This window comes from Kribbella sp. NBC_00662 (assembly GCF_041430295.1).
GTDB lineage: Bacteria > Actinomycetota > Actinomycetes > Propionibacteriales > Kribbellaceae > Kribbella.
In genome coordinates this window covers 6,786,283-6,806,598 of sequence record NZ_CP109029.1, presented here as the reverse complement: position 1 = coordinate 6,806,598, position 20,316 = coordinate 6,786,283, and the positions used below count along the sequence as shown (strand labels likewise).

At 68.7% G+C, this 20,316-nt stretch carries 24 protein-coding genes and 1 riboswitch; of the genes, 17 read left to right on the top strand and 7 right to left on the bottom strand.

Annotated features, from left to right (window positions below):
- Positions 1-129: 129 nt before the first annotated feature.
- Positions 130-277, top strand: a riboswitch (cobalamin riboswitch).
- Positions 278-316: 39 nt separating this feature from the next.
- The 5 genes from OHA10_RS33685 to OHA10_RS33665 all read left to right on the top strand — a co-directional run bounded on the left by OHA10_RS33685 (position 317) and on the right by OHA10_RS33665 (position 3,192).
- The gene (locus OHA10_RS33685) at positions 317-532 is read left to right on the top strand and encodes a CbtB-domain containing protein (protein ID WP_233714974.1); all 216 of its coding nucleotides are present in this window, start codon (positions 317-319) and stop codon (positions 530-532) included.
- A gap of 1 nt (position 533) precedes the next feature.
- Positions 534-1,391, top strand: coding sequence for a CbtA family protein (locus OHA10_RS33680; protein ID WP_371402810.1), 858 nt, complete (start codon positions 534-536; stop codon positions 1,389-1,391).
- A complete protein-coding gene (locus OHA10_RS33675; RefSeq protein WP_371402809.1) occupies positions 1,388-2,074 on the top strand; it encodes a hypothetical protein in 687 nt (228 codons plus the stop codon). Before OHA10_RS33680 ends, OHA10_RS33675 begins: the two co-directional genes overlap by 4 nt.
- Positions 2,075-2,181: 107 nt before the next feature.
- Complete coding sequence (locus tag OHA10_RS33670; RefSeq protein WP_371402808.1) at positions 2,182-2,421, top strand: hypothetical protein; 240 nt, start codon at positions 2,182-2,184, stop codon at positions 2,419-2,421.
- A 51-nt stretch (positions 2,422-2,472) separates the two neighbouring features.
- Positions 2,473-3,192, top strand: coding sequence for an alpha/beta fold hydrolase (locus OHA10_RS33665; protein WP_371402807.1), 720 nt, complete (start codon positions 2,473-2,475; stop codon positions 3,190-3,192).
- 46 nt (positions 3,193-3,238) lie between these two features.
- Here OHA10_RS33665 and OHA10_RS33660 read toward each other — a convergent pair whose 3' ends face one another.
- Entirely contained in the window at positions 3,239-4,024 is a 786-nt protein-coding gene (locus OHA10_RS33660; protein ID WP_371402806.1) for a sigma-70 family RNA polymerase sigma factor, read from the bottom strand.
- Between the two features lie 110 nt (positions 4,025-4,134).
- Here OHA10_RS33660 and OHA10_RS33655 point away from each other — a divergent pair, with 110 nt between their 5' ends.
- From OHA10_RS33655 to aqpZ, 5 genes are all read left to right on the top strand, one after another.
- Positions 4,135-4,746, top strand: a complete 612-nt coding sequence (locus OHA10_RS33655) for a hypothetical protein (RefSeq protein ID WP_371402805.1) — start codon at positions 4,135-4,137, stop codon at positions 4,744-4,746.
- Between the two features lie 198 nt (positions 4,747-4,944).
- Positions 4,945-5,118, top strand: coding sequence for a CsbD family protein (locus tag OHA10_RS33650; protein ID WP_371402804.1), 174 nt, complete (start codon positions 4,945-4,947; stop codon positions 5,116-5,118).
- A 164-nt stretch (positions 5,119-5,282) separates the two neighbouring features.
- Complete coding sequence (locus OHA10_RS33645; protein ID WP_371402803.1) at positions 5,283-6,389, top strand: lactonase family protein; 1,107 nt, start codon at positions 5,283-5,285, stop codon at positions 6,387-6,389.
- Positions 6,390-6,505: 116 nt separating this feature from the next.
- A complete protein-coding gene (locus OHA10_RS33640) occupies positions 6,506-8,158 on the top strand; it encodes a DUF4091 domain-containing protein (protein ID WP_371402802.1) in 1,653 nt (550 codons plus the stop codon).
- A 72-nt stretch (positions 8,159-8,230) separates the two neighbouring features.
- A complete protein-coding gene (gene aqpZ, locus OHA10_RS33635) occupies positions 8,231-8,989 on the top strand; it encodes an aquaporin Z (RefSeq protein WP_371402801.1) in 759 nt (252 codons plus the stop codon).
- A 93-nt stretch (positions 8,990-9,082) separates the two neighbouring features.
- On the opposite strand, the gene OHA10_RS33630 is transcribed toward aqpZ, so the two are convergent.
- Positions 9,083-9,682 (bottom strand): OmpA family protein, encoded by a 600-nt coding sequence (locus OHA10_RS33630; RefSeq protein WP_371402800.1) that lies wholly within the window; start codon positions 9,680-9,682, stop codon positions 9,083-9,085.
- 192 nt (positions 9,683-9,874) lie between these two features.
- Between OHA10_RS33630 and OHA10_RS33625 the strand changes: the two genes are divergently transcribed.
- Positions 9,875-10,927, top strand: coding sequence for a Gfo/Idh/MocA family protein (locus OHA10_RS33625; protein WP_371402799.1), 1,053 nt, complete (start codon positions 9,875-9,877; stop codon positions 10,925-10,927).
- Positions 10,928-10,930: 3 nt separating this feature from the next.
- Here OHA10_RS33625 and OHA10_RS33620 read toward each other — a convergent pair whose 3' ends face one another.
- From OHA10_RS33620 to OHA10_RS33610, 3 genes are read right to left on the bottom strand one after another with little or no spacing between them, the layout of a single operon-like run.
- Positions 10,931-11,953, bottom strand: coding sequence for a YbhN family protein (locus tag OHA10_RS33620; RefSeq protein ID WP_371402798.1), 1,023 nt, complete (start codon positions 11,951-11,953; stop codon positions 10,931-10,933).
- A gap of 21 nt (positions 11,954-11,974) precedes the next feature.
- A complete protein-coding gene (gene ppk2 / locus OHA10_RS33615; RefSeq protein WP_371402797.1) occupies positions 11,975-12,778 on the bottom strand; it encodes a polyphosphate kinase 2 in 804 nt (267 codons plus the stop codon).
- On the bottom strand, positions 12,775-13,686 hold the full coding sequence (locus OHA10_RS33610; protein WP_371402796.1) for an NADP-dependent oxidoreductase: 912 nt from the start codon (positions 13,684-13,686) through the stop codon (positions 12,775-12,777). The genes ppk2 and OHA10_RS33610 overlap by 4 nt, the downstream gene beginning before the upstream one ends.
- Positions 13,687-13,775: 89 nt before the next feature.
- On the opposite strand from OHA10_RS33610, the gene OHA10_RS33605 reads away from it, so the two are divergent.
- Entirely contained in the window at positions 13,776-14,384 is a 609-nt protein-coding gene (locus OHA10_RS33605) for an HD domain-containing protein (protein WP_371402795.1), read from the top strand.
- Here OHA10_RS33605 and OHA10_RS33600 read toward each other — a convergent pair.
- Positions 14,374-14,973 (bottom strand): rhomboid family intramembrane serine protease, encoded by a 600-nt coding sequence (locus OHA10_RS33600; protein WP_371402794.1) that lies wholly within the window; start codon positions 14,971-14,973, stop codon positions 14,374-14,376. The genes OHA10_RS33605 and OHA10_RS33600 overlap by 11 nt on opposite strands.
- Before the next feature lie 127 nt (positions 14,974-15,100).
- Here OHA10_RS33600 and OHA10_RS33595 point away from each other — a divergent pair, with 127 nt between their 5' ends.
- Positions 15,101-16,450, top strand: coding sequence for a serine/threonine-protein kinase (locus OHA10_RS33595; RefSeq protein ID WP_371402793.1), 1,350 nt, complete (start codon positions 15,101-15,103; stop codon positions 16,448-16,450).
- A 1-nt stretch (position 16,451) separates the two neighbouring features.
- Here the strand turns inward: OHA10_RS33595 and OHA10_RS33590 are convergent, their stop codons facing one another.
- Complete coding sequence (locus tag OHA10_RS33590) at positions 16,452-17,432, bottom strand: zinc-binding alcohol dehydrogenase family protein (protein WP_371402792.1); 981 nt, start codon at positions 17,430-17,432, stop codon at positions 16,452-16,454.
- Between the two features lie 175 nt (positions 17,433-17,607).
- Between OHA10_RS33590 and OHA10_RS33585 the strand changes: the two genes are divergently transcribed.
- The 4 genes from OHA10_RS33585 to OHA10_RS33570 are packed head-to-tail and all read left to right on the top strand — an operon-like array spanning position 17,608 to position 20,304.
- Positions 17,608-18,489, top strand: coding sequence for an alpha/beta fold hydrolase (locus OHA10_RS33585; protein ID WP_371402791.1), 882 nt, complete (start codon positions 17,608-17,610; stop codon positions 18,487-18,489).
- Positions 18,490-18,535: 46 nt separating this feature from the next.
- Positions 18,536-18,991 (top strand): MarR family winged helix-turn-helix transcriptional regulator, encoded by a 456-nt coding sequence (locus tag OHA10_RS33580; protein WP_371402790.1) that lies wholly within the window; start codon positions 18,536-18,538, stop codon positions 18,989-18,991.
- A 34-nt stretch (positions 18,992-19,025) separates the two neighbouring features.
- Positions 19,026-19,316, top strand: coding sequence for a hypothetical protein (locus OHA10_RS33575; RefSeq protein WP_371402789.1), 291 nt, complete (start codon positions 19,026-19,028; stop codon positions 19,314-19,316).
- 4 nt (positions 19,317-19,320) lie between these two features.
- Positions 19,321-20,304 carry a phosphotransferase family protein gene (locus OHA10_RS33570; RefSeq protein WP_371402788.1) on the top strand — a complete coding sequence of 328 codons (984 nt, stop codon included), beginning with the start codon at positions 19,321-19,323 and terminating at the stop codon, positions 20,302-20,304.
- The last annotated feature ends 12 nt before the right edge of the window (positions 20,305-20,316 follow it).

Below are 20,316 nucleotides of genomic sequence, written 5' to 3'. Positions count from 1 at the left end.
GTCGGACCGGGTCAGCTGAGTTCGGACCGTACGGCGTCCGGCCTTCTCCTGGAACGTCAGCACCTCGCGGATCGCGTCGAGGTCGAGCCGGAGAGCTGACGGACCGCGCACGTGATGTGGACAACCCGCGATTGACGTGCCCGGACCGCGTCCGTACTCTCACAACGTAGTGACGGCGCAAGGAAGCCGATGAGACTTCGGCACGGTCGCGCCACTGTGAGCCGTTCGCCTCGTGTGAGCGGTGAGTCAGATACTTCGCCGTCACGACGCTCCATTGGATGCGGGACGCACGATCCCCTAGAAGGAGGCTTCACTCGTGAGCAATCTGTCTGCTCCCACCTCGGTTTCCACGCCGGTCGTCGTACCGGTCTCGCGGGCTGTGATGTGGCTGGTCGGGACCGCGATCGTCGCGTTCGCGATCTACTACTTCGTCGGTGTCGACCAGGGCGCGTACTCGATCTTCGGCAAGGACACGCACATCCACGAGTTCGTGCACGACGCGCGCCACTTCCTCGGCTTCCCCTGTCACTGACATGGAAAGAAAACTCATCCTGCGCGGCGCACTCGCCGGCGCAGTGGCCGGGCTGATCGCGTTCGTGTTCGCGCGGATCTTCGCCGAGTCCCAGATCCAGGCCGCGATCGACTACGAGAGCGGCCGGGACGCTGCTCAGCACGCGCTGGACGAGGCGGCCGGGCTGCCGGTCGACCACGGCGGCCACGAGCTCTTCAGCCGGACCTTGCAGGCGAACATCGGCATCGGTGTCGGCGTCGTGCTGTTCGGGATCGCGATGGGCGCGCTGTTCGCGGTCGCCTATGCGATCTGCCTCGGCCGGGTCGGCAAGCTGCGCCCGCGCAACCTGGCGATGCTGGTCGCGCTCGGCGGCTTCCTCGCGGTCTACTTCGTGCCGTTCCTGAAATACCCGGCCAATCCGCCGGCGATCGGGCACGAGGACACGATCCACGACCGCGGCAACCTGTACCTCGCGATGGTGGCCTGCTCGATCGTGCTGCTGATCGGAGCCGTCCTGCTCGGCAAGCGACTGCAACCACGCTTCGGCAACTGGAACGCGACGCTGCTCGCGCTCGCGGCGTACGTCGCGATCGTCGGTGTGCTGATGGCCGTGCTGCCCTCGGTCGGTCAGTTGGCGGCGAACGTCGAGGAGTACGGGCGGCATGCGACCGAGACACCGTTGCCGCTGACCGATGACAAGGGCAACATCGTCTTCCCGGGTTTCGACGCCGACACGTTGTACGAGTTCCGGCTGTACTCGGTCGCTGCCCAGGTGCTGTTGTGGGGAGCCATCGGCCTGATCTTCGGACCGCTCGCGGAGCGCCTGCTCCAGCCGCGCACGGCCCGCACCGAGCAGGCGGAGCCGGTCCACAACGCATGACGCTCGACCAGGTCGTTGCCCTCGGCCCGTTCTTCGCGCACGAGCAACACCCCTCGGGTACGGCGGCCGTCGCACCGTGGCGGAACATGTCGGAGCTGCTCGACGACCCCGCCGTACTCGAGGACCGGGTGATGACCACCCGCGCATACCTGGCCGCCGCGGGCGGCCAGGAGCCCGAGGCCGTGGAGATCCGGGTCGCCGCGTCGATCACCCACCTGGGCCTGGTCGCGCGCCTCGTCTCACCCGCCTTCGCCACCTCGGTGCTGGGCGACGGTGTCCCGCCCGTCGACCTCGAAAGCGTGCACTGGCAACCAGTTCTCGGCGGCGCCTTCCCACTCTCGTTGGCACCGCCAACCACCTCACGCGACCTCGGCGCCGAGCTGTTCGAAGGCCCAATCCCGGCCCTCGACAGGGTCACCCAGCCCTTCAACGTCTCAGACCACATCCTCAAGGGCAACGTGGCCTCCGCCATCAACGGCGCCTTCGTAGCCCTCACCAACGCTGCACCCGAGTTAGCGCCCCGAGCCAAAGAAGTTGCCGACGCCCTCCTCGCCCACCCGGCCCTGCACGACACCCACACCACGACAGCCGGCACCTTCCGCCGCCGTAGCTGCTGCCTCGTCTACCGAGCCGCGCCCAATCACGACGGCCCCCTCTGCGGCGACTGCGTCCTGTCACGCTGACAGCGGCCACAGCGCCCTGAGCGCCTCCGGGGTATCGGCCACAGCGTCAGGGCCGAGGATCGCGAGCTGCTGGATGTAGCCGACCAGGATAGCGATCGTCACAGCTGATGCCGCCGGGCGCCGGTGCGAACCTGCTCCGGAGCGCCGCGTACTTCGACGGGCACGGCGCGGCGCAGCATGCCGTCGTACTCGGTGTGTGGAGCATCGGCGGCATCGCCGCGATCCTCGAAGGTCATCGCCGGGTGGCGCACCGTCACAACGCCCGGCACAGCAACGACCTCCTCGCGGAGAGCCCGTTGTACGAGGCGTTCAGCGATGTCACAGCCGAGGGCGGTGTCCGGACCTAGAGGCGAGTGGGCGACATCGGAGCCGCCCTCCGGACCGAACAGGACAGATTCATGAGCAGTGACATCAGGCCGACGATCGTGCTGGTGCACGGTGCGTGGGCGGACGCGTCGAACTGGTCGGGCGTCATCGGCCGGCTGCACGACGACGGGTACACCGTGCGGGCGATCCCGAACCCTTTGCGCTCGCTTCCGGGCGACGCCGCGTCCGTACGGGCGTTCCTCCAAACCTTGCCAGGCCCGGTCGTCCTGGTCGGTCACTCGTACGGCGGTGCCGTGATCACCAACGCGGCCACCGGACTGCCGAACATCGAGGCGCTCGTGTACGTCAACGCGTTCGCGCTCGACGAGGGCGAGACGGCTCTCCAGGCGGCCAGTGCGGACTCCGCGCTCTCGAACCCCGATCCGACCCAGGTGTTCGATTTCGTCCCGGCCGGGCCGCCGACGCCGACCACCGATCTCTACCTGAAGCGGTCGACGGTCCTGACGTGGTTCGCGACCGGCCTGAACGCCGAGGACCAGGAAATGGTCTACGCGACCCAGCGACCGGGTGCCTTCGGCGGCCTGGCCGACACGTCCGGTGCTCCGGCCTGGAAGACGATCCCGTCCTGGTACCTGATCGGCACCGGCGACAAGATCATCCCGCCGGACGTCCAGCGCGCGATGGCGAAGCGGGCCGGATCCACCGTGACGGAGTTCGACGAGGGACACCTCGGCCTGATCAGCGACCCCAAGACGACCACTCAGGTCATCGAGCGGGCCGCCGGCAGCTAGGTGACAACTGTGACCAACTTGACGGCCGAGTCGCCCCGGAGCGCAGTCAAGCGGCCAGGTCGGCGGTCAGCAGCTCTTCGAATCTGGTCAGGTCACCGGCCCGGGCCGCGGCGAGGAACGCGTGGACGAAGTGCTGATGTGACTCGCTGGTGACGATGGTCTGCTTGTCGGTCGCGATCCGTCGCCGCGCCCGGCAGACCAGCTGCCTGCTGTTCGCCGTACCGAGGTGGAGGAACTCAGCGAGCTGCCCGTAGGAGTAGTCGAAGGCCTCGCGGAGTACGAAGGCAGCACGCTCCCTGGGGGACAGGCTCTGGAGGACGACGAGCATGGCTTGTTCGACGGCGTCGCTCTGTTCGGCTGCGGTTGCCGGGTCCTCACCGTCGTCGATCCGCTCGGCGGCTGCAGACGTCATCGGGGTCTCGTGGCGACGCCGGGCGGACTGGCTGAGGTTGATCGCGAGCCGTGTGGTCATCGTCGCCAGGAGTGCCTGCGGATTCTCGACAACCGTGCGGTCCGTCTTCTGCCAGCGCAGCCACGTCTCCTGCACCAGATCCTCGGCGTCACTCGCGTTGGAGAGGAAGCGGTACGCGATCGCCAGCAACCGCGGACGGACTTCCAGGAAGGTTGCGACCGCCTCGTCCAGGTCGCCGCCGACTTGCCCGGCGCATGCGGTCTGGACCGCTGGGTTCTCCCCGTCGTATCGCACCTGCCGTGACCCTGTCGCGTTCACGTCCCGGCTCCTCTCCGGCTCGTCGTGCCTTCGGCTCCACGATCCGGCCGCAGCCCCCGCGCTCGCGCCGCTGAAGAACGTGGGCAGCTGCGTGGTCGCCATCACCACGTATCCGTAGGGCCCACCACGCGGTTGCCCTCTGCAATCTGCAGCGACGTCACAGCCAGCGTGTTTCTGCTGTCTTACGTTGTGAAGCAGATAGGGGGAGCGCGATGAGTTCCACGCCGCAACACCGGGCCGAGCCGTTCGTCATGATGCAGCTGCGGCGACTGAGCTTCGGCCACAATCCGTTGCGGCGGAGGGTCGACCGGATCGAGGCGGCGCTCCTCCTGGTCGCGATCGTGATCGCGCTGCTGGTGATCCCCGCGGCAGCAGCCCTCGGTACGACGCTGCACGATCGGGCCGACCAGTCCGCGGCCCAGGAACGCGCCGGCGTTCACCAGGTCCATGCGCGAACGCTGGACGGCACGGCCAACGCCGTACCGTCGACGCTGGGGCTCACGACGACGTCGGTTCGCGTCAGGTGGCAGGACCAGTCAGGGGCCTCCCACGAGGGAGAGACAGACGTCCTGCTCGGTACTCCGGTCAACGCAGCCGTGCTGATCTGGATCGACCAGGCCGGCGCGATGACTGGCGCCCCACCAACCTCCGGCGACAGCGCAGCCCTCGGCACCGCGATCGCCCTGACGTTCCCGCTGCTCGCCTGGCCCGCGATCTTCGTCGCGTTCCGCCTCGCCCTGCGCCCACTCGACAGTCACCGCGCCGACGAATGGGCCCGCGAATGGCGCCGGGTCGCACCCCGCTGGACCGGCCACCAGTCCTAGGCCAGGTGTGACAGCCCGACGTGACAAACGAACGGTGCGCGCACGACGGGACCAGCCCCTTCTGCAGATCGCGGCTGCGGAGCAACCTGTCGCGCTCCCGATACGGCCGGGCAAGGTGGTTTGGTGAATGGTGCCGTTTCGCATCGTCTGCCGGGTGGCACCGGGAGGCGACGATCACCGGATCGGAAGGAGAGTTCGATGAGTGCTGGCGACAAGATCAAGAACATGGCCGAGGCTGCCAAGGGCAAGGCCAAGGAGAAGACCGGCGACGCGACCGACGATCGCGACCTGCAGGCCGAGGGGCAGGCCGAGAAGACCAAGGCCGACCTGAAGCAGGCCGGCGAGAAGGCCAAGGACGCCTTCAAGGACTGACAGTCCCCGCAAGCAGTCCCGGCGAGCACCACAAACCTTACGTTTCACGAACCAGTTGGCGGCGATAACGGCATCCTTACCGTGCTTGGAAATTCCTCTCGCGGATCGCGGAAAGCCCTACTGTCAAAGGCGTTCCAGTGATTCCCTGCGTGAGAGGAATTTCCATGCCCATTCATTCTGCCCGGTTACTGGCGCCTGCGTTCGCTGCCGTTGCCGTGGCGTCCTTGCTGGCGACCGCGCCCGCGAACGCCGCGGTGACCGGACGATCCGGCGGCGACGTGGTCGTCGGGCACGTGTACGAGACGACGAACGTTGCCAGTGGCAATGCTGTCCAGGTCTTCGATCGGCTGCGTGACGGCCGTTTGCGTGTCGGCGCCGCGGTTCCGACCGGCGGTCACGGACTCGGGTCGTCGCTCGCTTCGCAGTACGGACTGGTGCGTCAGGGCAACCTTCTGTTCGCGGTGAACGGCGGTGACGACACGGTGTCGACGCTCGCCATCACCGACCGAGGTCTTGTACGGCGCGACGTCGCCCCCAGCGGGGGCGATCTGCCGGTCAGCGTCACCGTCCGCCACGGCGTCGTCTACGTGCTGAACCAGAACAGCGAAACCATCAGCGGTCTCAGGGTCAGCCACGACGGGCACCTGCAACCGTTGCCGCACTCGACCAGGTCGCTCAGCAAGTCCGGCGCAACCCCGACCGCGGCCGCCCAGGTCTCGTTCACTCCCGACGGCCGGAGTCTGGTCGTGACTCACAAGGGCGATCAGACGATCGACACGTTCGCGATCCGCAACGGGTACGCCGGTACGGCCACACCGCATCACTCCGCCGGAGTCACGCCGTACGGATTCGATTTCGACCGTCGTGGTGATGCGATCGTCTCCGAGGCCGGCCCGTCAGCGGTCTCGTCGTACTCCGTACACGGCAACCGGATGCGGACGGTCAGCGCCTCGGTCGGCGACCAGCAGGCGGCCGCGTGCTGGCTCGTCGTCACGCGCGATTACGCCTTCACGGTCAACGCGGCGAGCGCGTCGATCTCGTCGTACCGCATCGCTGCCGACGGACGACTCCACCTGCTGGCTTCGGTAGCAGCTCCGACCAGCGCCGGGGGCTCGGACGCCGCGCTCAGCCCCGACGGCAAGTTCCTGTACGTGCGTCTGTCGAACGGCTCCGTCGCTTCGTACGCCGTCCATCACGACGGCACGCTGACCAAGCAGGAGGAAGTCGCCGGCGCCACCACCGCAGGCACGGCCGGCCTCGCCACCAGCTGACCCGGACCTGGCCGGAGCGCTTGCCGCTCCGGCCAGCCCAGCGCCATTGTGCATTGATGCGCGGATCTGCATCATAGGAGCCACAATTGCGCAAAGGAACGGGATGGTGGTCTGGCGTGGCCGGGACGTGGGAGTTCGTTGTCTGCGATGCGCTCGCGAAGGTGCACCCGATCCGGGATCCCCGTCCGGTGCGCGCGGAGACGAGGTTCCAGGCCTTCCTGGGCGAGCCGGCGTCGTTCCAGCTGGCCTATCGCCCGCCGCTCGAGCCGACGTTCCGCGACCCCAGCCCGCTGCAGGTCCGGGTCGAAGGTGCGGCGGCCGACCTCGTCGCGGTGTCGTCCGTGGAGCTCGTGCCGTGTTCGTTCGTGGCACTGCCGGAGCACGACGACGGCTACGAGTTCGACGAACCCGGGCTGTACCCGGACCTGCTGCGACCGGTCTCGAACGGCGAAGCTCCGGTCCGGTTCGGCGCCTGGGCTGCGCTGTGGTTCGACGTCACCACGACCGATCCGGCGCGGGCCGGCGTCCATGAACTCACGATCGTGCTGACCTCGTCCGACGGCCGCGAGCTGCATCGCGCGCCGGTCACGGTCGAGCTCACCGGCATCGAGGTGCCGCCGCTCGACATCGTGTCGAGCCATTGGATGCACCTCGACGCGCTCGCGGATCACTACGGGCTCGAGGTGTTCAGCGAGGAGCATTGGAACGTCGTGGAGCGGTTCATGGCATCCGCGGCCGAGATGGGCGCGACCTCGCTGCTCGCTCCGGTGTGGACGCCGCCACTCGACACCGCCGTCGGTTCGTACCGGACCGTGGTGCAGCTCGTCGACATCACCGAGAGCGGCGACGGGTACGAGTTCGGGTTCGACCGGCTGCGACGGTGGCTCGAGCTGTGCCGGCGTACGGGGATCACCGGCGTCGAGGTCGCGCACCTGTTCACCCAGTGGGGCGCCCGAGCGACGCCGGGCATCATCGTCAACCAGAAGCGCGTCTTCGGATGGGACGTTCCCGCGACCGACGCCAGCTACCGCAAGCTGATGGAAGCGCTGCTGCCGGCGCTGCAGGCCGTGCTCGACGAGGAGTGGGACCGCGACCACGTGGTCTTCCACATCTCGGACGAGCCGTCGGGCGAGGAGGGGCTGGCGACGTACCTCGCCGCGAAAGCCGTCGTCGCCGATCTGCTGAAGGGCTGGACGGTCGTCGATGCGCTGAGCGAGCACTCGTTCTATACCTCGGGCGCGGTGGCGGTGCCGGTCGTCGCGACCGACCATGTCGAGCCGTTCCTCGCAGAGCGGCCGGAGCGTCTGTGGGTCTACTACTGCGTCTCACAGGACCGCGACGTCGCCAACCGGTTCATCGGGATGCCCTCGGCGCGCAACCGTGCGCTCGGGCATCAGCTGTTCGCGGCCGGGGTCGACGGCTTCCTGCACTGGGGCTTCAACTTCTGGTACACGTGGCACTCGATCCGACGGGTCAACCCGTTCGAGGACACCTCGGCCGGAGGCGCGTTCCCGTCCGGCGACGCCTTCGCGGTCTATCCGGGCCGGGACGGTACTCCTTGGCCGTCGATCCGCCACCGCGTCTTCGCGCAGGCGATGTGGGACCACCGCGCGCTGCAGGCGATCCGCGCGGCACACGGCGGTACGGCTGCGCTCGACGTCATCGACGCCGACCGCACTCTGCGCTTCGACCGCCCTGTGCTCGACCCGGAGCACTACTACGAATCCCGCCGACGGATGACCGCCGCGCTGACGAATGCTGTCGGTTAACCAAATGTGACGAGTTGATGCCTTACTGTGACAGCAGGGCATCAATTCAACGGGGGTCACAAGGAGGCAGTCGTGGAATCACCCAGTCCTGCGGCTCGGATCGGTGCGGAATTTCTCGGCACGTTCTGGCTGGTGTTCGGCGGCTGCGGTGCCGCCGTACTGGCCGGTGTCGTGCTCACCTCGGACAAGGTTCCTGTCGGCATCGGCTATCTCGGCGTGGCGCTGGCCTTCGGCCTGACCGTGCTGACCATGGCGTACGCCGTCGGCCATGTCTCCGGCGGTCATTTCAACCCGGCGGTCACGATCGGCCTCGCGGTCGCGAAGCGGATCGAGTGGAAATGGGTGCCGACGTACATCGTCACCCAGATTGTCGCTGCCAGCGCGGCCGGCGCCATTCTGCTGGCAGTTGCCAGCGGCAAGGATGGTTTCAGTGCCCACGACAGCGGATTCGCGAGTAATGGCTACGGTGACCGCTCGCCCGGCGGTTACTCGCTGCTGGCCTGCGCGATTGTCGAGATCGTGCTGACGGCTTTCTTCCTGTACGTGATCCTCGGCGCGACCGACGACCGGGCACCGAAGGGTTTCGCCCCGATCGCGATCGGTCTCTCGCTGACGCTGATCCACCTGGTCGGCATCCCGGTCACCAACACGTCGGTCAACCCGGCCCGCTCACTCGGCGTCGCCTGGTTCGCCGGCGGCGACGCCCTCGGCCAGGTCTGGCTGTTCATCGTCGCCCCGATCGCCGGTGCGGCGATCGCGGGCATCAGCTACGCCGGAATCACCGCGGCCCGCGGGCTCAAGATCGACGAAGGCGTCGCCAACAACCCGTAAAGCCACTGACCACCTAGGCCTGGGCGCTCGATGACCGCGGGGTATGGCGGCCGCCTTCCGTCATACTCCGACTGGCTCACCGGCTACTGCCGGTCAGACCACATCCGGGCACAGGCCGGGGCGGCCGAGGGTGACCTCGACGCGGCGGTTCAGGGCGCGGCCGTCGGCGGTCAGGTTCGAGCGCATCGGCCTGGTGGGGCCGAGCGTCTGGACGGTGATGACGAACTGGCCTCGGGGACGGGACGCGGCGGGGATGCGGGCCACCTGCCGCTGCATCTCGTCTGCGAGGGCCTTGGTGACGGCTTCAGCACGTCGCTGCCCGAGAGCGCCGAAGCGGGCCGGCTCGCCGAGTTCGTCCTCGTGCCCGACGATCGTGACGTCGAGACAGTCGAGATTGCCCATCGGCCCGTCGCGGAGCAGATCCTTGGCCAGCTGCACGATCACCCGCCGGTGCGCGGCGGTGAGAGTCGCGCCGCCGAAGGCGAACCGGGTCAGCAGCCGCGCCCCCGCGGGCGGCGGCACCGGGTCGAAGAAGTCGCCTTCGTCCTCGAACTCGCGGTCGGCACCCCAGGACCGGCCGTGCACGATGCGGATCCGCAACGGCGGCGGAGGCGCCTCGTACTCGAACTCGTCCTCGTACTCATACTCAGATTCGAACTCAGCTTCGTACTCGAGGTCATGTGCTCTGGCCATCGCCGGACCCCTCTCCGCCGTTCCACCCTGGCCTCACCGTAGGGCGGTCACCGCGGCCGGGGGAGCCGCCTACCCGGGCGACACTCGTCCGGGGTAGCGAGAACATGCGGCTCGCCAGAGGTTGGCAAGCGCTTGCCGGATTGGCATAGGGTGAGGAGGAGTTGAAGTGCTGCCGAGTATCGAGGAGTACGGGTGACTTCCACGCACGCTGTCAGGTTCGCCGCCGTTGGGCTCGACCACGCGCACATCTTCGGTCAGGTCGCAGGCCTGATCGCGGCCGGCGCGGAGTTCGCCGGGATGGCGACCGACGATCCGGACGCGGCGATCGCGACCCGGCTCCGGGAGCGGTACCCGGACGTTCCGGTGGCCGACAGCCCGGACGAGCTGCTCGCCCAGGACGGCATCGACCTGATCGTGACCGCCGGCGTACCGGATCGACGCGGACCGATCGCCGTCACCGCTCTGCGAGCCGGCAAGGACGTCGTGACCGACAAGCCCGGCTGCGTGAGTCTGGAGCAGCTCGAGGAGATCGAGAAGGCGGTCGACCAGAGCGGCCGGTTCTGGTCGGTGACGTTCTCCGAGCGGTTCGAGGTGCCGAGCGTGATCAAGGCGGGCGAGCTGGTCCGCGAGGGCAGGATCGGGACCGTCGTCCAGACCATCGGCATCGGGCCGCACCGCGTCGGCGACCGCGGCCACCTCGGCGGCGGCGCCGGCCGCCCGGACTGGTTCTACGACAAGGCCCGGTACGGCGGCATCCTGACCGATATCGCCTCGCACCAGATCGACCAGTTCCTCTGGTTCACCGGCGCGCGGACGGCCGAGGTCGTCGCGAGCACGGTCGGGAACTTCGCCAACCCGGACGAGCCGGGTCTGCAGGACTTCGGCGAGATCCTGCTCCGCAGCGAGAACGCCCAGGGCTACATCCGGGTCGACTGGTACACGCCGGCCGGTCTGCCGACGTGGGGCGACGGCCGCCTGATGATCCTCGGCACCGACGGCTACATCGAGCTCCGCAAGTACGTCGACATCGCCGGCCGCGACGGCGGCGACCACCTGTTCCTGGTCAACCAGGAGGGCACGCAGTACATCGACTGCTCGAAGGTCGAGACGACGTACTACGCCGACCTCGTCCGCGACGTCCAGGACCGGACCACCACGGCCGCACCCCAGGAGCACACCTTCGAAACCATGCGCCTGGCGCTGAAGGCCCAGCAGCAGGCGACCCTCCGCGGCGCGGCGAAGTAGCTCTTAGGCCTGCTTCGCCGGGGTCAACGCGCCCTGGGCGCGGAGGCTCAGGTAGCAGAGGCCGGCGAGCGGGACCGGCGCCCAGAACTGGAGGAGCCGCCAGGAGAGTACGGCGAGCAGTGCAGCCTGCCCGTCGACGCCGAAGCCGATCAGTGACGAGACCGCGATGCCCTCGACGACGCCGATGCCGCCGGGGGTCAGCGGTACGACGGCGGCCAGGTTCGCGGCGCAGTACGCGATCAGCACCACGATCGGGTGGACCCGCTCGCCGTACGCGGCAAGGAAGGTCCAGAGCACGGCGGCGTCGAGGAGCCAGTTCAGCGTCGCCCAGCTCAGGAAGGCCTTGCGTACTTCGGGATCCGCGACGACATCGCGCAGGCGGCGCGCAACGGTCGAGATCCACGGCCGGATCCGCTGGGGGAGTCGTCCGAGGATGGCTCGCAGCAGCCGGACGGCGAGGTGCTCGAGGCTGGATCGCCCGCGGTCGGCGAGGAAGGCGCAGACCAGGACGCCCAGGCCGACCAGGAACATGATCAGGTACGCCGTGCTCGCCTCGCGCAGGAACACGGCCGGGATCGACGTCAGCCAGGCGAGCAGCACCAGTGCGAGCGGGGACCCGATGGCTTCCGCCGTGACGGTCGCCGTCACATTCGTCGGCTGCGCACCGCCCATGACGAGCAGCCGGAAGCGCAGGGCGGTCGCTGTCGCGGCGCCGCCCGGAACGACATGGCTGACGCCGTACCCGGTGAGGTCGGACCGCAGGATCCAGAAGAACGGCAGGTGGTCCTTGCCGAGGAGCGCGCGGCTGAAGAGCGAGTAGCAGACGAGGCTGCAGGCTTCGAGCACGACGGCGAGGACGATCCAGGCAGGGTTGAGCTCCGAGACGCGATGGAGCGATTCCCGCGCGAGGGCGAGCTTCGGGAGCACGATGTACTCGACGACGGCGAACAGGATCACCAACGACACGGCGGACCAGAGCCGGCGGTACCAGGCCGGCCGGGTCCGGGTCTTGTCCTTCGACGGCACGACCCCAGTGTGCCGGGGCCGTCAGCCGCGGAGTTCGGCGGCGTGGTCGGGGACCTGGGCCTGCATGTCGCGGGGCGGGCGTTCGTACCCCTTGGACGGCGGCCGGGGCGGCAGGTCGAGCGGCGGCCGCTGCACCTCGTAGTACGAGATCGTCGAGAGCAGATGGGCGATCATGTTGATCCGTGCGGAGCGCTTGTCCTCGCTCTCGACGACGTGCCAGGGCGCCTCGGGGATGTCGGTGTGGACGAACATCTCGTCCTTGGCGCGGGAGTAGTCCTCCCAGCGGGTGATCGACTCCAGGTCCATCGGCGACAGCTTCCAGCGCCGCATCGGGTCCTCGAGGCGGCTGCGGAAGCGGTTCTCCTGCTCGCTGTCGCTGACCGAGAACCAGTACTTGCGCAGCAGGATGCCGTCCTCGACCAGCAACCGCTCGAAGATCGGGCACTGATGCAGGAACCGCGCGTACTCCTGGTTGGTGCAGAACCCCATCACCCGCTCGACACCCGCGCGGTTGTACCAGCTGCGGTCGAACAGCGTGATCTCGCCGGCGGCCGGCAGGTGTTCGACGTACCGCTGGAAGTACCACTCGGTCCGCTGCCGCTCGGTCGGCGCCGGCAGCGCGACGATCCGGGCAACCCGGGGATTGAGGTACTGCGTGACCCGCTTGATCGTGCTGCCCTTGCCGGCCGCGTCCCGGCCCTCGAAGATCACCACCAGCCGGGCCCCCTCGACCCGGACCCACTCCTGCAGCTTGACCAACTCGGCCTGCAGCCGCAGCAACTCCCGCTCGTAGACCTTCTTCGGCAACCGCCCGTCCTTGCTCATCCCTGCACGAACCCGGTGAGGATCGTCCGGCCGCGTTCGGTGAAGGCCTCGGGGGCTTCGGCGAGTGGGCGGACGGTGGTGACGACGGGGACCAACCGGCCCTCGCGGAGGCGGGCAGCGAGTTGGATCAGTTGTTCGCGATCGGGTTCGACGACGAAGAAGACGGCGCGGCCGCCGGTGGGGTGGATGGTCGGCGGAGTCGGGATGGTGACCAGGGTTCCGCCGGGCCGGACCAGAGCGGTGGAGCGGTCGCGGATGTCGCCGCCGATCACGTCGAAGACGACGTCGACCTCGCCGGCGTCTTGGAGGCGCTCGCTGTCCAGGTCGAGGAACTCGTGGACGCCCAGCTCGGCGGCTGCGGCGCGGTCGGCGGCCCGGCCGGTGCCGATGATGTGGGCTCCGGTCTCGCGGGCGAGCTGCGCGACGATGGATCCGACGGCGCCGGCGACCCCGTGGACGAGGACGGACTGCCCCGTTTGCAGGTGTGCGTGGTCGTAGAGACCTTGCCAGGCGGTCAGCCCGGAGATCGGTAGCGCGGCTGCTGCCACGTAATCGACATCCGCGGGCAGCGGAGCGAGGTTGCGGGCCTCGACGGCGACGTACTCGGCGAGGGTGCCGTTGCGGGTCCAGTCCGCGAGCCCGAACACCCGCTGGCCGACCGTGAGCCCCGTCGTGCCGTAGCCGAGCTCGGCGACAACGCCCGACAGTTCGTGGCCGGGGACCGTCGGGGTGCGGTCGCGTCCGGCACGGTCGGTCCACGTCCCCGGCCAGTCCAGCTCGCCGCGGGTGAAACCGGCCGCGTGTACCTGGACGATGACGTCGTTCTCGGCGGCGTGCGGATACGGCAGCTCGGTCAGCGACAACCCGCCGACACCGGCCGCGCGTTCCACAGCTGTGATGGCACGCATGACGGTCCTCTCCGCAGTGATCAGTGGCCCGCCTTCATCATGTCGGATTGGACCAACGATGGGGGCCTTTCACGCCATACCGTCGAAGCATGATCAGTACGAAGGACCTTGTCATCCCGGCCACGCCGGCCTCGGCCGCGGCGTTGGAGGTGGCTTCGAACTACCTCACGACCGCCCTGCTGAGCCACTCGCGACGCGTCTACCTGTGGGCGGCCGCGTACGGCGAGCTGAACGGCATCCAGTACGACGCGGAGCTGTTGTTCGCCGCCGCGATGTTCCACGACCTCGCGCTCGCGCCGGAGTTCGACAGCCACACCGTTTCGTTCGAAGAGGCCGGCGGCCATCTCGCCCGGGTCTTCACCGCCGGGGCGGGTTGGCCGAGTGAGCGCCGCGAGCGCCTCGGCGAGGTGATCGTCCGGCACATGGTGCCCGACGTCGACGTGACCGTCGACCCGGAAGGTCACCTGCTCTCGCGGGCGGCCGCGCTGGACATCGTGGGCAAGGACGCCGACGACCTCAGTCCGGCGTTCCGCGCCGAAGTACTCCGCGACTTCCCGAGGCTCGGGCTCAGCGACGAGTTCCTCGCCTGCTTCCGGGCCCAGGCCGACCGGAAGCCCGACAGCTCCGCCGCACGCGCGATCCACACCGGCCTAGCTGACCGGATCGCCGCCAACCCACTCGACGCGGTCAAGCCTTGAGGTCGGGTCTGGGGAGGATGAAGTAGCCGAGGAGCATTCCGAGGAGGCAGGGGAGCCCGTGGTTGTCGCTGATGGCGGTGTCGACCACGGCCAGGACGGGGACGGCGTACGCCGCGATGCGGAGCTGTAGCGGTGGGGTGACGCCGTACCGGCTGGGTGCCATCAGGATCAGGATGGCCAGGCCGCCGATCAGGCCGGCGACGCACATCGAGTTGCCGGCGCCGGTCGGGTTGAGCCACAGGTAGCTCATCAGCTGGCCGAGCCAGCCGCAGCCGAAGTACAGGATCGCCCACCGGCGGCGGCCGAAGACGCGCTCGGCGATGGTGCCGACGACCGCGAGCAGGATCAGGTTCGAGACCAGGCCGGACGCCCAGCCGTCCTGGAAGAACATGCCGGTGATCAGGCGGTACCACTGGCCGTTGTCGATGCGCGTCGGGTCACGGACGACGGCGTCGTACAGCGGCCGGTGGACCAGTTGCGCGATCCCGCAGGCCAGTGTCACGAGGAACACAGCCGCCGTCAGCAGAGGCCGGCGTGGTCCGAAAGCGAGCGCTGCGAGCGGGCTGCGAGCCGCGGTGTCAGTGGTCACAGCAGGAAATTTAACGTTCCGAGGTCGCCGTACCTGCGTCGTTTGTCACCGTGTACTCGGTCATTTGTCACGACGAAGCCCTTGGCGTACCGGTTACCGTGTTTGGGTCGCGGGTACGGGGGTCAGGGTGTTTGTAGCGAAGCGGTACAGATTGGGTTCTTCTCTCGGCCGAGGCGGCATGGGAGAAGTCTTTCGCGGTACGGACGAACAGCTGGGGCGCGAGGTCGCGGTCAAGCTGCTGCTGCGCTCCGACCGTGATCCGCGGGCCGCCGAACGGTTCCACCGCGAGGCGCGCGCCGCCGCGCGCCTGAACGACGCCCATGTCGTGGCCGTGTACGACTTCGGTCAGCACGACGACGGGTTCTTCCTGGTGATGGAACTGGTCGAGGGCGGGTCGGTCGCCGACGAGCTCGAGCAGCACGGGCCGCTGCCGAAGGACCGCGCGATCGAGATCATCGAGCAGTGCGCCGCGGGTCTGGCCGCCGCGCATCGCGAGGACGTCGTCCACCGGGACGTGAAGCCGAGCAACCTGCTGATCTCGACCGACGGGACGATCAAGGTCGCCGACTTCGGCATCGCCCACCTCCCGGGCGAGGGTGCGAGCACGCTGACCGGGACCGGCCAGATCATCGGCAGCGCGCAGTACCTCGCGCCCGAACGTGCGCAGGGCGGGCAGGCAGGCAAGCCGGCCGATGTCTACGCGCTGGGTTGTGTGCTCTATCAACTGGTCACCGGCCGGCCGCCGTTCACCGGCGAACATCCGACCTCGATCCTGTACCAGCACGTCGACGCCGAGCCGGCTCCGCCGAGCCTCGAGCGGCCCGAACTCGCCGGCGCGTTCGAGGCCGTCCTGCTCCAGATGCTCGCCAAGGACCCGGACGACCGTCCGACCGCGGCCGAGATCGAGGCCGGTGCCCTCAGTGCCAGTACGCCGGTCGCCGCCACCGCTCCCATGCCCGTCCCCGTCCCCGTCGCACCAGTGACTGAGCCCGTGCCCACCCGCCCGCCGACCACGCAGGCACAGCGCGATCGACGGATGACCTTGATCGCCGGCGCGATCGCCCTGCTTGCGACAGCCGGCGCCGTACTCGCCGTGGTCCTGCTCAACAACAACGGCACGAACCAGCCGCCGACGACCGACGTCGGTCCACAACCGGGCGCCACCAGCAGTACGCCGACGTCCCAGCCGACCACGCCGTCGTCGACAACCGCGCCGAACCAGACCGCACCGACTCAGCCGAGCCAGTCGCCGCCGTCCCAAAGCGCCACCCCGTCGCCAACCCCGACGCCGAGCGCAACTCCGACCACCACGCCGTCGACCAGCCCGACGCCGTCCCAAACCCCGCCGTCGACCAGCGCGACTCCGAGCGCCCCGACTCGGACCACGCCGTCGACCTCACCCTCGCCGACGCCGTCACCCACACCCTCGAGCACGGCCCCGTCGAACACGCCGTCACCGTCCGCCGCCGACTTGTGAGTTACAGGCGTACGACGTACTTGCCGGCGCCGCGACCTTCGGCCAGCGCTTGTTGAGCATCGGCTGCGGCCTCGAGTCCATCGATCGCGGTGAACTCGAGGCCGAGCTCTCCTCGCGCGACGAGTTCGAGCACCTCACGCAGAGCGTTGCCGATGATCTCCGGCGCGCGGATCGACATCGCGCTCATGCTGAACCCGCCGATCGACGCGTTGCCCGCGAACAGCCGTCCGGGTGGCAGGTCGTTCAGCGGCGCGCCGCCCGCGTTCCCGAACAGGACGACCCGGCCACCCGCGGCCAGCATGTCGAGGTCGGACTCGATCTGCTCTGTCCCCTGGGAATCGAGGACCACGTCGACGCCCCGGCCGTCCGTCAGGTCGCGGACGCGCTCGGCCAGCTCCGCCCCGCGGGTCAGCACGACGTCGTACCCGCTTTTCTCCGCGGCCGCGACGCGGGTGGCACTGCCGACGATTCCGATCAGCTTCTTCGCACCGTCGCGCCGGGCCCAGGCAGCGACGGCCTGGCCGACCCCGCCTGCGGCGGACTGCATGAGCAGGGTCTCGCCGGCGCGCAGCCGTCCGGACTGCCGGACCAGTAGCGCCGCGGTCGTATAGGTGCCGGGGGCAACCGCTGCCTGCTCGAACGACAAGCCGTCGGGGATCGGAACCGCCAGCTCGGCACGGACCCGGACCACGTCGGCCAGCCCGCCCGACCGGGTGAAGGCGGCGACCGGCGTACCGACCGCGGGTCCCGCGACGCCGTCGCCGAGCGCCCGGACCGTGCCGGCCGCCTCCAGCCCCGGCACGAACGGCCAGGACGTCACGTACGCCGGATCGCCCCGGCGCGCCATCACGTCGATGAAGTTGATCCCGGCAGCCTTCACGTCGATGGTCAGCTCGCCCGGTCCAGGCTCCGGTACGGCGACCTCGGCGACACGGGTGGAGCTCGTATCGGCGGCGGGCTGTTCGAAGGTCAGGGCATGCATGCTGCGATCCTCTCGATGTTCGTCGGTCATCGAACATCTTCGCACGCCCCCGAAGCTGCGTGTTGACCGCCACATCGGCTGCTCGGTACTGCGTGCTGGCTCCGATGCCGGCGACTCACCCAGCCGCCTACTTTCACGAGTATCAGGCAGGAACACAGTTCTCAGGAGGCGTTCGATGGAGCACATGGTCATCGCGGACAAGGCGATTCTCGCGGAGCCTAGAGCGACGTACGACGTACGCGGCGGGGGAGGGGTCAGGCTGCACGCCGGTGAGTGGGGTAACCCGCAGGGGCGTCCTGTGCTCTTCATTCACGGATGGTCGGCCAGTCATGTCTGCTGGGCGCGCCAGCTCGGCGGGCAGCTCGCCGAGCGGTTCCGGCTGGTGGCCTTCGACAACCGGGGCCACGGCATGTCCGAGAAGCCGTTGGGTGCGGACAGTTATCGCGACCCGCAGTTGTGGGCGGACGACCTTGCCGCGGTCATCGACCAGCTGGGCCTCGACCGGCCGGTGCTGGTCGCCTGGTCGTACGGCGGGTTCATCGTCTCCGACTACATCCGTGCGTACGGCGAGGATCGGATCGGCGCCGTCGATCTGGTCGGGGCCGCGGTAATGATGAAACCGCCGACGTTCGACCACATCGGTCCAGGCTTCCTCGGCAACGCACCGGACGCCGGCCAACCCGACCTCGCCACGAACATCGCCGCGATCCGCCGCTTCCTCGGCGTCTGCACCGCCGAGCCGCTCGATCCGGACGAGTGGAGCGCGGCGCTGGCCTGGAACATGGTCGTCCCGCCCGAGGTGCGGGGAGCGTTGATCTCCCGCGAGATCGACGGTGACGACGTACTGGCGAGGCTTTCGGTCCCGGTGCTGGTGACCCACGGCCGTTCGGACACGATCGTGCTGCCCTCGATGGCCGATCACGTCCTCGAGGTGTGCAGGACCGCGAGGCCGTCCTGGTACGACGGCGTCGGGCACGTCCCGTTCGTCGAGGACCAACCCCGCTTCGACCGCGAACTCGCCGAGCTCGTAGAGGCTGGTTATCGCACTAATCATTAGTGGTGATGCGATAGCCTGGGCGGGACGACGTCTGATGGAGGTCCTGTTGAGTGACTTCGGCGATATCGATCCGCTGGAGCTGGAGAACCAGGTGTGCTTCGCGCTGGCCGTGGCCTCGCGCACGGTGATCGCGGTGTACCGGCCGCTGCTCGAGCCGATGGGCCTGACGCACCCGCAGTACCTGGTGATGCTGGCGCTTTGGCAGCACGCGCCGCTGTCGGTGAAGGAGCTCAGCAGGCTGCTGCAGTTGGAGCCTGCGACGTTGTCACCCTTGCTGAAGCGCCTGGAGGCGAGCGGGTACGTCGAGCGTCCGCGGGCGCGCGCCGACGAGCGCGCGCTCGCCGTCACGCTGACCCCGGCCGGCTGGCGGTTGCGCAAGGAGGCCGAGAAGATCCCGGCGGCGATCGTGAGCCGGCTGGGTATGGAGGTGTCCGAGCTGCAGCATCTCCATCAGGAGCTGACCAAGGTGATCGCGGCCGCGAAAGAGGCCAACGCCACATAGTTTGTGCACTAATCGTTCGTGTACGATGGACAACGTGAAGCGCCGCAGAACACCGAAGCCCATGAAGATCGAGACGGTCCAGCGCTGGGTCGCCTCGGTCATCTTGTTCCACGTCGGCAGCGTCCCCGCGATCACGCTGGCCGTGTACAGCATCGGTGTGGCCGAGAAGGAGTACGGACGCGGCGTCGGCCTGTGGCTGATGTCCGGCGTCATCGGCGTCCTGACCGCCGCCGGCATCCTCGCTATCTTCCAGCGCTCGCTGAAGTCCCTCTGGCTGGTCGTCGGCCTCCTCCCGACAGTGGTCACGGGCTTCTACGTACTCTGAGGCGATGTCCGACACACCGTTCTCCCGCGACGCGATCAGTGCGGCCCTGGGCGAGCCGCTGAGCGACGTACGCCTGCTCGACTCCTTCGCCGCTTCCGCGGCCGAGGTTGCACGGGTTGCCGTTCGTACGTCGTGCGGCTCCGAGACCACCGTCATCGCGAAGCACGCGACCGGTGACGGGCTCGCGGCGGCTCGGCGGGAGATCCGTTTCTACGAGCAGCTGGCGCCGCGCTGGGATCATCCGGCACCGCGCCTCCTCGGTGCCACGGACGACGGTGACGCGATCCTCCTGCTGACCGAGGACCTGAACGCCTTGGGCTATCACGTCGTCGGAGCCGAGGTGTCCGAAGCCCAGTTGCACGGCGCGATCGACGTACTCGCCGCTCTGCATCGTGAGTTCTGGAACGACGTCCCGGCCGTCGAGCTCGAGCCGTCCGTCACCAGTACGGCGCAGGCCTGGCCGCCGGAGGTGATCAGTCGGAGTGCGGCTGCCGTCCGCGCGGAGGCCAAGCGATTCTTCGACGCCGCACCTGAACTCGGGGACGCGGAACGCTCGATCCTCGCGGAGATCGTCGACGGCTGGGAGAGCCAGTTCCGTTTGCGGGTCGGCGACGGCCGTGCGCTCACCTTGATCCACGGCGACTTCCACTTCCTCGGCAACGTGTTCTTCACCGGAACCGACCCGCGGCCGAAGGTGATCGACTGGTCCGAGCTCAAGCCCGGCCTCGGCCCGCACGACCTCGCCTACAGCCTGGCCGTGCTCCCGAGCGCCGATCGCCTGGGCCTGTTGCGGCGCTACTGGGAATCACTCGCGGTCGACGACTACAGCTGGGACCTGTGCGAGTGGGACTTCCGCTTCTCGGTGATCAGCAATCTCTTCCAGTCGATCTTCCAGCACAGCGTCCGCTGGTATCGCGTCTCCCTCACCGCCATCGAGTCCGCCGACGCCCGCTCGACCTTGACCACCCATCCGCCGCTCAACCCCTGAACCATCCGGCCT